11 protein-coding genes are annotated in these 11,742 nt (G+C 55.9%); 1 reads left to right on the top strand and 10 read right to left on the bottom strand.

Annotated elements, in window-relative coordinates; translation table 11 throughout:
* Positions 1 to 9: 9 nt before the first annotated feature.
* The 6 genes from RB620_RS11635 to yyaC all read right to left on the bottom strand — a co-directional run bounded on the left by RB620_RS11635 (position 10) and on the right by yyaC (position 6,451).
* A complete protein-coding gene (locus tag RB620_RS11635) occupies positions 10 to 1,092 on the bottom strand; it encodes an HD-GYP domain-containing protein (protein WP_308094478.1) in 1,083 nt (360 codons plus the stop codon).
* Positions 1,093 to 1,308: 216 nt separating this feature from the next.
* Entirely contained in the window at positions 1,309 to 2,988 is a 1,680-nt protein-coding gene (locus RB620_RS11630; RefSeq protein WP_308094521.1) for a histidine kinase N-terminal 7TM domain-containing diguanylate cyclase, read from the bottom strand.
* A gap of 98 nt (positions 2,989 to 3,086) precedes the next feature.
* Positions 3,087 to 4,280 carry a class I SAM-dependent methyltransferase gene (locus RB620_RS11625; RefSeq protein WP_308094477.1) on the bottom strand — a complete coding sequence of 398 codons (1,194 nt, stop codon included), beginning with the start codon at positions 4,278 to 4,280 and terminating at the stop codon, positions 3,087 to 3,089.
* Positions 4,281 to 4,289: 9 nt separating this feature from the next.
* Positions 4,290 to 4,946 (bottom strand): DUF6483 family protein, encoded by a 657-nt coding sequence (locus tag RB620_RS11620; protein ID WP_308094475.1) that lies wholly within the window; start codon positions 4,944 to 4,946, stop codon positions 4,290 to 4,292.
* Positions 4,947 to 5,016: 70 nt separating this feature from the next.
* The gene (locus tag RB620_RS11615; protein ID WP_308094474.1) at positions 5,017 to 5,877 is read right to left on the bottom strand and encodes an alpha/beta fold hydrolase; all 861 of its coding nucleotides are present in this window, start codon (positions 5,875 to 5,877) and stop codon (positions 5,017 to 5,019) included.
* A gap of 37 nt (positions 5,878 to 5,914) precedes the next feature.
* Positions 5,915 to 6,451: a spore protease YyaC gene (yyaC, locus tag RB620_RS11610; RefSeq protein WP_308094472.1), complete on the bottom strand. Its 537-nt coding sequence runs from the start codon at positions 6,449 to 6,451 to the stop codon at positions 5,915 to 5,917.
* Positions 6,452 to 6,644: 193 nt separating this feature from the next.
* Between yyaC and RB620_RS11605 the strand changes: the two genes are divergently transcribed.
* Entirely contained in the window at positions 6,645 to 6,869 is a 225-nt protein-coding gene (locus RB620_RS11605) for a DUF1128 domain-containing protein (RefSeq protein WP_308094470.1), read from the top strand.
* Positions 6,870 to 7,039: 170 nt separating this feature from the next.
* Here RB620_RS11605 and RB620_RS11600 read toward each other — a convergent pair whose 3' ends face one another.
* From RB620_RS11600 to RB620_RS11585, 4 genes are all read right to left on the bottom strand, one after another.
* Positions 7,040 to 7,492, bottom strand: a complete 453-nt coding sequence (locus tag RB620_RS11600; RefSeq protein WP_308094468.1) for a hypothetical protein — start codon at positions 7,490 to 7,492, stop codon at positions 7,040 to 7,042.
* Positions 7,493 to 7,683: 191 nt separating this feature from the next.
* The gene (locus tag RB620_RS11595; protein ID WP_308094467.1) at positions 7,684 to 9,276 is read right to left on the bottom strand and encodes a UDP-glucose--hexose-1-phosphate uridylyltransferase; all 1,593 of its coding nucleotides are present in this window, start codon (positions 9,274 to 9,276) and stop codon (positions 7,684 to 7,686) included.
* Between the two features lie 43 nt (positions 9,277 to 9,319).
* Positions 9,320 to 10,309, bottom strand: coding sequence for a UDP-glucose 4-epimerase GalE (galE, locus tag RB620_RS11590; RefSeq protein ID WP_308094465.1), 990 nt, complete (start codon positions 10,307 to 10,309; stop codon positions 9,320 to 9,322).
* A gap of 252 nt (positions 10,310 to 10,561) precedes the next feature.
* On the bottom strand, positions 10,562 to 11,734 hold the full coding sequence (locus RB620_RS11585; RefSeq protein ID WP_308094463.1) for a galactokinase: 1,173 nt from the start codon (positions 11,732 to 11,734) through the stop codon (positions 10,562 to 10,564).
* Positions 11,735 to 11,742: the final 8 nt, after the last annotated feature.

The raw sequence follows: 11,742 nt of genomic DNA, 5'->3' as shown, positions 1-11,742 counted from the left end.
CAATGAGGATTAAAGCTCTTTGACGATCGTCAGATGGAGCTGATCCTTTAACTCGATCTCGTAGGGCGACTTTGGCGGCTCTCCGTCAGCCTCTTTAATGACGCGCACCCTTGGTCGATGAACCGCAAGCTGGCTGTTATGGGTAACGACGACGACCTGACCCGTATTAAGCTGCAGCGTCGTGGCTACCGGATATACGGAGATATGGCTGCAGAACAGCTTGATGAGATCCAGGTCAAAGAACGTGCCGCCCGAGGCGAACAGAAACTCTATCGCTTCGCTCGTCGTGTAGCGTTTGCGATGCGGACGTGGAGATACCAAAGCATCGTAAGTGTCCGCCAAGCCGACGATCTGGGCGTACATATGAATTTCGTCCTTCTTCAAGCCGCGCGGATAACCGGAGCCGTTGAACCGTTCATGATGCTGCAGGGCGCAATGCGCGGAGACGATAGAGATGTCATGATATTTCCTCAGGATGTCGAAACCAAGCTTCGGATGCGTATGCATCAACTCTTGTTCTTCCTTCGTGTAACGCCCGGATTTGTTCAGCAGCTCGTTAGGCAGTTTGGTCATTCCGATGTCGAACAGCAAAGCGCCGATTCCGAGTTCCTCCAGCTGGATCCGGTTAAAGCCCTTGGCGATGCCCATGATGCCGGACAACACCGCTACGTTGAATGAATGCTGAAACAAATAGGCGTCCATGGAGTGGATATTCGTCAAATTCACTAGCAGGTTCGGCCGCGTAGCCAAATCCTGCATGATGCTGCCGAAGATCGCGCGGAAATTCCGCCCCATGTCGGGTGCGATCGTCCTGCCCTTCGTCACGCCTTCGTCCTTGAAGGAATGCATCGTCTTGTAAATCATATTGACGGCTTGCTTTCGCGTCTCGTCCCGAATCGTGTCTTCCGGTTCGATATCGAGGGACATACCGTCTTCAATATAAAGAAAATCGATTCCGAGATTGCGCAACCGGTCGATGTACCGTTCGTTCAATTCAACGCCGGCTCCGAGCAGAACGTTGCCGTTTTCCTGGAAGATGGCTCTTGCCACCCGGTCGCCGGGCTTAGCCAAAGCTAGCTGCACTTTTCTCATTTGTTACTTCCCGCCTTCAATCGAACATCGCTATACCGTAGTCGGATATTCCTATATTAGCAGACAAAAATGTATCTGACTATGTAAGCCGTTTCCGCCGCCGCCAAGGACATGCAGAGACGTCTGAAAAAATTCTGAACAAGCAAAAGTGAAAAAAAAGGACGGAGCAGGCTTTCCCTGCTACATCCTTGGGCCGCACCGCGGCACCTTGCTCACCTACGCAAGCTTGCTCTTCACGATCCGGTTGCGCCCGTTGTACTTGGCTTCGTAAAGCGCGGCATCGGCTTGAGCCATCAACTCGCGCAAGTACGACTTGGGATCGTTCAGATTCGAAATATCGAAACGGTCGATCGATATGACCCCCATGCTGATCGTGACGGAGATTGTCCCCTCTCCCACGCCGGACGGCACTTTATTCTGTTCGACGGTCATCTTCACCTGCTCGGCGATCAGCTCCGCCTGCTCCTTGTTAGTGTGGGGCAGATAGACAGTAAACTCTTCCCCGCCGAACCTGGAGAGCACATCCGTTAATCGCAAGACGCTCCGAACGGCATCCACCGTACTGCAAAGCACTTCATCGCCGGTTAGATGGCCGAACCGGTCGTTAATGGTCTTAAAATGGTCGAGATCGAAAATAAACAACGAAAACGGGATGCCGTAGCGGATGTTCGCAACGATCTCGGCTTCCAATTGCTGAAGCAGGTACCTGCGGTTATAACAGCCCGTCAGCCCATCGGTAATGGCCATATGCTCCAGCTTCTTGTTCGCTTGGTAGAGCTCGTCCTGCATGAGCAGCAGCTCGCTGTTGCGTTGCTGCAGCAGCTCGTTCTGCGTATTCGTCTCCTCTACAAGCATCCGAAGCTCCGTCACGTCCTGGAACGTCAACACGCGGCCGATGATTCGTTTCTTCCCGTCGAGGATGGGAGCCGACTGCACGACCGCATGGCGGATAGGATTAATCTCCATGTTCAGCTCGACTTCCAGCCGCTCCATCGGGCGGGATCGCTGGGCTTCGAATAACGCGAGCAATTGCTTGGCCGTGTCGTCCTTGAATTGTGCCGCCAGGGCGGCAGGCTGGAAGAAATCGCCGATCCGGAGACGCAGGATTGGCTTCATCACTTTGTTCACTTCAAGAATAATATCGTTTTCGTCCATCACGAGAATACCCGTGGACATCGTATTCACGACGTCCCGCTGAACGATCTGGATGATGTCGAACACCCGGTTGCGGCTGATCGCGTTCACGATATACGTTGCCGTCGAGGCAAGCCCGACCGAGATAAGCGGTATGTACCTCGCGAAATGCGCGATGAAATAAATATTGACGAACAAATCCGCGAAGGCAAAAAACGCAAGCATGAATAACCCGATCAGAGCCGTGCGGACCATCTTCCGCTGACGCGCGGATTCATCCTTTCTTCTCATCTTGTAGATCAGGATAACGAGCGACACGGACAGATAAAGAAGCAGCTGTCCGATCATGATCCAAAACAAAGGGCCATGCTGCAGCTGCTTGAGCGGCTCCAGCTTGTCGTTAATGGTCAAGAACATGCCGTTCGGATTCCAGCATACGACCGTGACGGAAATAAGGGCCGGTATCGACAGGACGAATAACCTGCTCTTCCGGATGACGTAGGACTGGCCCGTCAAAAATAGAATGAACACGAACCAGCCGATGCCGAGCAACGATAGTCCTAGATAAGATGCAGATAGGTAAAGGAGCCTATAGGAGGTCTCGGATGTCGTCTGCGATGCGAACTGGAATAGCGGCCACATAATAAATACGACGTGAAGCAGGAGATAGATGCGGTGCAGAACCGTGACAGTGCTTGAAGAAAACACGTAGAGGAACAGAACTGCAAGCATTAGAAACATGCTAAAATCGAGCCAGATCATCCAATCCAATAAGGTTCACCCATCCGTTTGGTAGCCATCTATTTCCATTGTAGCAAATGTTATTCCTATCGACAATTGCCTATTTCATAGAATAGAAGCTATTCTCGCTCAGTCGCCGGCCAGGCATTCGGAATCATTCGCTCGAGCGCCGGAGAGAGGCTAAGGAAGGACTTGAATGCCTCGTACTGCTCCCATTTGCGCTGGGATAGTTCCTTCTTCCCTGAGGCTACAGCTCTAATGAGCAGGTTCTTTGGCGTGTGCTCGGGATCCACGAATTCGAGCATCTGCACCTTGTATCCGAGCACTTCCAGCAGCTGCCCCCTGACCGCGTCCGTGGCCAAAGCAGCGAACCGTTCTTTGAGCAGGCCTTGAGACAAAATAGGAGCAAGCACCTCGTTGTCGACTTGCTTGAACAGCTCGTGCTGGCAGCAAGGAACCGACATAATGACGGAGGCTCCCCAGCCAACGGCCTTGGCAAGCGCCGCGTCGGTCGCCGTGTCGCAAGCATGAAGCGTCACGACCATATCCGCCGATGCGACACCCTCGTATTCCGCGATATCGCCGACAAGGAACTGCAGGCGATCGTACCCCAGCTTCGCGGCCAGCTCGGAGCAGAAAGCGATGACATCCGCCTTCAGATCGAGACCGATGACGGATATCGGGCGGTCAAGCTCTACCGCCAGCAGATGGTACAACGCGAAGGTCAGGTAGGACTTGCCGCAGCCGAAATCGACGATGCGGATTTCTCTGCCCGACGGTAGATCGTCCAGCACGTCGGACACCATTTCCAAGAACCGATTGATCTGGCGGAATTTGTCCTGCTTTTTCGCGTGGACTCGGCCTTCCGGGGTCATGATGCCCAGTTCTACCAGGAACGGCACCGGCGTGCCTTCTTCGAGAACGCGCCGCTTCTGGCGGTTATGCTGCAAGACGGCCGTGCCGTTCTTCGTTGATGGCGGCAGCTTGCGGATCGCGGCTTTCCCCTTCTTGCTGAATAACAGCTGGACATCGGAATCAGGCGTTTTCACCAGCGCCTGGCGATATTCGCCTGCCAAGAGAGCAATCAGCTCTTCCGCCGCTTCTTGCTCCTTCACGTTCCTATGGAGCGCCTTGTTCGCGTAATGCGATTCGAATTGATAATAAATCCCGTCCTTCATCTGAATCGGACGGATGACCGTCTTCGGTGCGGTATCCCCGTCCTTTCGCCTAGGCTGGCTGAGGGTGGCGTGAAGCATCTGCTTGCTTCCGACCCATGCCCTAATCTCTCGCTGCCACTCTTCTAGTTGCGTCATTTACCCCGTTCACTCCTCGCATTTCTCTACGGACAGCCCCGCTAAACCTTGCAAGATCTCTTCCCTCGGCAGCCCGCCTGCCTCAAGCTCCACATCCTCCAGCTTCAGCAGCCGTTCGTAGATTTCGGCCGCTTCGCCGGCCGGCATCGCCATATCCTCGATCAATTCGTACATAACATCCTCCACGCCGGCATACCTGCCTTCGGCTTCATGCCAGGCCATTAACAGCCTCTTGACGGGAACCGGCAGCTCGTAAGGACGGAGCGTATCCAGCAAATCGCGAATCTCGCCCTCCGGCTCTACGAGCGTCGGCTCCGCTCCGAGAATGGAAAGCCGAAGGAACAACTTAAGCGACTTCACGTAGCCGGCAAAGCTCTCCGCTTCCCTTCCGAGTTCGGCATTAAGAAGCCCTTCCTGCTTCAGCAATAACGCGATCGCTTGCAGTTGGTCCGTGTCCGGGTGACCGTTCGTGGACATAACCTTCATCAGATCGTCGTCCGAGAGCGACCGGATCAGCTTGCTGCTAAGCCGGAACTGCTTGTCCAACAGCTCGTCGATGACGAGCAAAGCCTCTTCCTGCTTCCGCTCCCGCCTCAGATTCATAATCTGCCCGATCGCTTCGGTCATCTGCGCGATCATGCGCATGAAATAATCCCGTTGAAACAAACGAATTCCTCCCCGGACAACCTCTTCCTGTGCCATTCCCGGCTATCCCACGAAAGCTAGCCTATTCCGTTTACTCCCTGCCGTTCACGATTCCCGCAAAACCGATTATCGCGGCGACCAACTCGTCCGGGCACTCCATCATGCTCATGTGCCCGGCTTGCTCCAGCAACACAGTCGTCGTCCGGCTACCCGCCGCAGCGAACGCGCTAGCCGGCGGTATGACGCCGTCCTTCGCGCCCGCAACGATCAGGACGGGCAGAACCGCGTCGCGTATCACTCCGCTGCGATCCGGCCGCTCCTTCATTCCCCTTGCCGTTGCCGCGGCACCGTGCTGCGAGGTTGCTCGACCGATCTCCTTGCCCCGCGCAACCTTGGCTTCGAGCTCTCCGATCCGGTCAGCGGCGAACAGCTTCGGAATCAGCCCTTCGACGAACGCGTCAACGCCTTCCTGCTCGATGGCGCGAACGGCTTTGTCCCGATTCGCCTTAGCGGCGTCGCTATCCGGCAGCGGCGTAGAATGGATCAGGCCTAACGCGGCGAGCCTGCTGCCGTACCGTTCGGCATAGGCGAGCGTAATATATCCGCCAAGCGAATGGCCAAGCATGACGGCCTTATCGATGCCAAGCCGGCTCAGCAGCTCTTCGACATCTCCGGCGAAAGCTTCCATGGCATAGATCTCGTCCGCCGGAGCGGCGCTTAGGCCGTGCCCTCGCGCATCCGGAGCGATGACTCTCGCGACTCGCGAGAGCTCCCCGGCGACTTGCTCCCAGTAAGAGGAGCTGCCGCAATAGCCGTGCAGAAGCACCAGCGCGGGCGCCTCCCCGTTCGTTTCCTTCGAATCGTAATAGGCAAGCTCAAGGCCGCTTGCAAGCGTTACGGAGCCGTTAGCGATAGAGATCGCTTGCGCGTCAATGCCAGGTCTTCCATTCATGCCGAATCCCTCCTGAATTGTGCTTGGAATTAATGAATCATTTCTTATGGATATACCACGCATCGTCGATCGCTGAAACAATCTGCTTCGCCATGTTCATCACAAGGTGCAGCGAAGTCGTCTGCAGCATCGCATATGCCTTGGGCCCCTGCCTGTTGACGACGCCCGCGATGCCGTAGTCCCCGACAGGAGGAAGCCGGCGTCCCGTTGCCGCGCCGGGTTTAAGCGGGCCGCGGCTCAGCACGTAACCTCCAACCGATTGCGGCTTGCCGAGGCAAGCATCGATCGCGATCACGGTTGCGGCTTCGTCCTTGCGAAGCCGCAATGCCGCCGCGGCCGCCGCCTCGACTTTATGGGCGTCGCACGGCTCCGCAAGCGTGCCGATGACGCCGGGCCAGCCATGCTCCTCCAGCATCGTGCCGACAAGCGGACCGAAGGCATCTCCGGTCGAACAATCGGTGCCCACGCATAGGAACAAGATGCGCTTGCGGTCGGGCTGCACCCGCGCGATTTCCCCCAGGAACGAGGCAAGCCGCTCACCCGTTGCCTCCATGGGCTCCGTAACCGTCGCCATCTTCATCCTCCTCCCGTCCCTCCCCGCCAAATAGTTACAATCTATCGATTGGCTGTTTTGCATCAGCCTCATATGCGCATGTTCCGCTCCGTTCATTGTATCGAAATTCGGATTGCTCTTCAATTTGTGGTGCGGAGGATGCGCATCATGGTACAATGACGAGATCAATCGCAATCGTGAGGGAGGGAAATTCGTGTCCGATCTTCAATTACCTACGCAAGAGAATGTCGAATACATGATCGAAACGATCAAGACGAAGCTGAGAATGGCTTCCGGCGCCGCCATGCAGGCATCCAACTTCAGCATCGAACGATACGAAGACATCAAGGATCTGTACGATCACGTCGCGAGCAAAGACAAATTCAGCATCAGCGAAGTCGAAGCTCTTGTCTCCGAGCTGGGCAAGCTCCGCAAATAATCGTCGATTATTTTCAATCCAACGTTGTAATCGTGACACAAATATTTCAATTGAATTCCATAACAAACCATTATTTAGCACAATCCGACAAAATGACAAGAACCGGAATCAACATGATTCCGGTTCTTGCCGTCAGGCCGGCGATCGCTCTCGCGACGGCGCTTTACCTGTTATTCTTCGGTTTCTTCTTCCGCCGCTTCGGATTCTACCGCTCCGATGGACAGCTTGATCGCGATATTCTTCCGTTCGCCCTTCAGGAAGTGGGCAAGACGTTCCAGCTTGTCCGCCAGCTCGGCACCGCTAAGCGTCGTGTTGAGATGATAATCGAAGCTGTCTGCCGGCAGCTTCGCCGCCGATTGCGTTCTCCAGCCAAGCTCGTCCGCCTGGTTCGGCCTGTGCAGCAGCTGCTCCTGCGCCGGATAAAACTTGTCGGACTTGTTCACGACCCGCTCATAGATCCGCAGCTTCTTCAACAGCATGTAATATTGAGCGGAATGCTTGAAGTTCCAAGCTTCCCGGATATCCTTAAGCGTATAATCCATCTTCCAGCGCTTCAGTTTCTCAACTTGTTCGTCCGTCGTCAGTTCCAGGAATTCCTCTAGGGGCATCATTTTCTCAGGCATGTTGAACCTCCAATATCGATCTGAATGCGTAAATAAATATTATTCAATTAAAAATATTTATTATATAAAAAATACCATAATTTCACCCTAAGCACAACAAAAAAACCTTCCCTCGAATGTTACAGATCCATTCGACCGAGGAAAGGTTATTTCGAATTAGGTTTGAAGCGGCGAAAACCCGATTGCGTATGTTACACCGGCTTCAGCTCTGCGGCCGCGAGGAATGTCCGGAAGGCAGCGGCACCCTGCTCGTTCCGCTTGAACACGCCGGCATCCAGCAGCACGTCCAGGAACTTGTCGCCCGTCTCCGAACGTACGGCGGCCCCTGCTTCCTCCTTCGACAGCGAGGTACCGTACTTCCGTTCGAGCATCTCCGCCCAATCGGCATGATGCGCCAGCTTATGGCCTTCCGCGCGCAGTTCTGCCGCGGACGCGGCAGCTTCCGGCGTCAACAGCTCGGCGATTTGCTCCAGTTCTTCCTTGAGCCGGCCGGGAAGGACCGCTAGACCCATGACTTCGATCAAGCCGATATTTTCTTTTTTGATATGATGAAGATGGCTATGCGGATGGAAGATCCCGCCGGGATGCTCCTCGCTCGTACGGTTGTTGCGCAGCACGAGATCCAGCTCATAGTCGCCGCTATCCTTCAGACGGGCAATCGGCGTAATCGTATTATGCCGAATACGTTCGCCGCCTTCGAGCTCCGAATACGCGAGCACGTCTGCGGACGGATCGCTATACGCTTTCCACCTGTCCAGAATGCGGCAGCCTGCCGCATGTACCGCTGCCTTGGACGATCCGCGCAGCCGGAGCACCGACATCGGCCACTGAACGATGCCGTACGTCACGGCCGAGCCGAGTTCGTCCGCGAAGCTTGCCTCGATCGGCGCGCTCTCCATCGGGAAGACGTGGCGTCCCGCCTGGAAGTGGTCGTGGCTCAAGATCGAACCTCCTACGATCGGAAGATCCGCGTTGGAGCCGATGAAATAATGCGGGAACTGCTCCACGAAGTCCAGCAGCCTGGCGAATGAGGCATGCGTCACGGCCATCGGCTCATGCGCGCCTTTAAACACGATGCTATGTTCGTTGTAATATACATATGGCGAATATTGGAAAAACCAAGGCTCATCTTGCAGCGTCATCGGCAGAATCCGCAAATTTTGCCTAGCCGGGTGATCTGCCCGTCCCGCATATCCGACGTTCTCGGCGCACAGCAGGCACTTCGGATAATGGGCTTGCGGCAGCGTCTTCAGCAAGGCGATTTCCTTCGGATCCTTCTCCGGCTTCGACAAGTTGATCGTCATCTCCAAGCCGCCGTACGGGGTCGGATGCTGCCAGTATTGATTCTTCCGAATACGGTCCATCCGGATGTAATTGCTGTCGATATTCAGCGCGTAGAAGGCATCCGTCGCCGCGGCGATGCCCTCGTCCCGGGCTTTGCCGCGGAAAGCGGCCGTCGTCTCTGACGGTCTCGGCATCAGCAGGCCCATGATGCGGGCATCGAGCAGGTCCCGCTGCGTGACCGTATTGTCAGGGATCAACCCGATTGCGAAGCCGTAATCGAGCAGCGGCTCAAGCAGCTCCACAGCGCTATCGGCAGGCTCAGCACTGCCGGCCGCAGCGTCTGTCGGCTCCGTTAACCGGAACAGATCGAGCAATGCGTTGCGCGCGTACGCGACATCCTCCCCTTGGACCATTCCTTTCCGCAGTGCGAACGCCAGCAGCTCCTCGATCAGGACCAGCGCCTCTTCCTTGCCGGGCGAGGCTTCATTTTGCAACGTCATACGGTACAGCTCCTCTCGCTCCTCCGGCGTTATGCGGCCGGGTCTATTCTCTGTCGTAGCCGTTCGGATTCGCCTGATGCCAGCTCCAGGCGCTTCCGATAATGTTCTCGAGGTTGCTTCTGCTCGGATTCCAGCCAAGCTCGCTGCGGGCGCGCTCCGAGGAAGCGACCAGCACGGCGGGGTCTCCCGCCCGGCGAGGCTCGATGATGGCGCGGATATCTCTGCCTGTCACTTCACGCGCGATCTCGATTACTTGCTTCACCGAGAAGCCTTGGCCGTTACCCAGGTTATAGACGGCGCTGTCCGCTCCGCCGCGAAGGCGGTCCACCGCCAGCAAGTGAGCGTCGGCCAGATCGCTGACATGGATATAATCGCGCACGCACGTGCCGTCTTCTGTCGCGTAGTCGTCGCCGAATACGGAAATATGCGGGCGTTTGCCGAGCGCGGCTTCCAGCACGATAGGTACCAGGTGCGTTTCAGGGCGGTGATCTTCTCCGATCAGCCCGCTGTCATGGGCGCCGGCGGCGTTGAAGTAGCGCAGCGAAATATATTTGATGCCGTGGGCGATGTCGAACCACTTCATCATTTTCTCCATTGCGAGCTTGGTCTCGCCGTAAGCGTTCGTCGGAAGCGTCCGGTCGTATTCGTCGATCGGCACATTCTCCGGCTCGCCGTAAGTCGCGGCCGTCGACGAGAAGACGATGCGCCCCACGCCGTATTCATTCATTTTCTCCAGCAGGCACAACGTTCCGTATACGTTATTGTGATAATATTTGCCCGGCTGCTTCATGCTTTCGCCGACAAGGGAATTCGCCGCGAAATGAATGACTGCGTCGATTTCGTTCTCCTTGAACACCGTATCCAGGAAATCGGCGTCCCTCAAATCCCCAACGTACAGCTTGCCGCCCAGCAGCGCCTCCTTGTGTCCTTGCTGCAAGTTGTCCACGACCACGATGTCTTCTCCGCGTTCCTTGAGCGCGGCTACGGCGTGAGAGCCGATATAGCCCGCTCCTCCGGTTACCAATACTGCCATGTTCGTATCCCCTCTCCCTGATATAGGATTGTTCAAAAAGTCCGCTTCCCATTACGAAGTATACCTAGTAGCTTACTCGGCATCGAATATTGAATTCAGCCGAACCTTCCGTTGCTCACGTAGCTCTGCTACGCTCCGCTACTCAGTTTCTAGCTTCATTCAATTTTCTCGGTACTGAAAACCGAACTTTTTGAACTCCATTGTATTATGATTGTTCAAAAAGTCCGCTTCCCATTACGAAGTATAACCGATCTATTGCAAACGCTCGACCCCGTTGCCGATGCTGCACACGTAGAAATCGGCCGTCAATCCTGTCGCTTCCGTATACTTGCGTCCGACTTCCGCTTGGAAGGCCTCGACGCTGTCCTCGTGCACGAGGGAAACCGTGCAGCCGCCGAAGCCCGCGCCGGTCATCCGCGAACCGAGCACGCCCTTCACGCCGCGCGCGGCGTCTACCATCGCGTCAAGCTCGTCGCCCGTTACCTCGTACAGATCGCGAAGCGAATCGTGTGATTCGTTCATCAACTGCCCGAATGCCGCCAAATCGTCCTTCTTCAAAGCTTCGATCGATTGCAGAACGCGGTTGATTTCTTCGACGACATGCTGCGCGCGATTCCGTACGATGTCGTCCTTGATGAGATGCTTGGTAGCGTTGAACTGCTCCAGGCTGAGCTGACCGAGCAGCTCCAGCTGCGGATGGGCTTCGCGCAGATCGCGAACCGCTTCCTCGCACTGGGCGCGGCGTTCGTTGTATTTGGAATCGACCAATCCTCTACGCTTGTTCGTATTGCCGATGATCAGCTTATAGCTGCCGGATTGGAACGGCACGAGATCGTATTCGAGCGTGTCGCACATGAGCAGGATCGCATGGTCCTTCTTGCCATTCGCCACCGCGAACTGGTCCATGATGCCGCACTTCACGCCGTTGAATTCGTTCTCCGATTTCTGCGACAGCAGCGCGATCTTCACCGTATCCGTCGGCAAATTCTCCATCGAAAGCAGCGCGTAAGCCGTGACGACCTCGATCGATGCGGACGAGGATAGTCCGGCTCCGTTCGGGATTTCGCCGTGATAGAGCAGATCGTACCCGCTGCCGAACGAGACGCCTTGCTGAAGCAGTTCGTTTACGATGCCTTTCGGGTAATTCATCCAATCGTCGGCTTCGTCGTACGTTACGCCTTCGACCGAGAACGTCTTGGACGATGGGAAGTTCGTGGTGGCAAGCCCTAGGCCTTTGTCTTCGCGCTTGCGGATGAGGAGCGTCGTGCCGAACGTCAGCGCCGCCGGGAATACGTAGCCGCCGTTGTAGTCCGTATGCTCGCCGATCAGATTAACGCGTCCTGGCGCATGGAATATCGCGATGCCTTCCGCGCTTCCGCCGTATTGTTCTATGAAGGTGTCTGTCAAAGCTGCGAGATTAGCCATGTGTGATC

Source organism: Paenibacillus sp. LHD-117 (assembly GCF_030929555.1).
Taxonomy (GTDB): domain Bacteria; phylum Bacillota; class Bacilli; order Paenibacillales; family Paenibacillaceae; genus Pristimantibacillus.
This window is presented reverse-complemented; position numbering and strand designations above follow the sequence as displayed.

Coding starts and splice junctions, on each gene's coding strand:
- RB620_RS11635 (WP_308094478.1), bottom strand. CDS start 1,092: ATGAGAAAAGTGCAGCTAGCTTTGGCTAAGCCCGGCGACCGGGTGGCA.
- RB620_RS11630 (WP_308094521.1), bottom strand. CDS start 2,988: ATGATCTGGCTCGATTTTAGCATGTTTCTAATGCTTGCAGTTCTGTTC.
- RB620_RS11625 (WP_308094477.1), bottom strand. CDS start 4,280: ATGACGCAACTAGAAGAGTGGCAGCGAGAGATTAGGGCATGGGTCGGA.
- RB620_RS11615 (WP_308094474.1), bottom strand. CDS start 5,877: ATGAATGGAAGACCTGGCATTGACGCGCAAGCGATCTCTATCGCTAAC.
- yyaC (WP_308094472.1), bottom strand. CDS start 6,451: ATGGCGACGGTTACGGAGCCCATGGAGGCAACGGGTGAGCGGCTTGCC.
- RB620_RS11600 (WP_308094468.1), bottom strand. CDS start 7,492: ATGCCTGAGAAAATGATGCCCCTAGAGGAATTCCTGGAACTGACGACG.
- RB620_RS11595 (WP_308094467.1), bottom strand. CDS start 9,276: ATGACGTTGCAAAATGAAGCCTCGCCCGGCAAGGAAGAGGCGCTGGTC.
- galE (WP_308094465.1), bottom strand. CDS start 10,309: ATGGCAGTATTGGTAACCGGAGGAGCGGGCTATATCGGCTCTCACGCC.
- RB620_RS11585 (WP_308094463.1), bottom strand. CDS start 11,734: ATGGCTAATCTCGCAGCTTTGACAGACACCTTCATAGAACAATACGGC.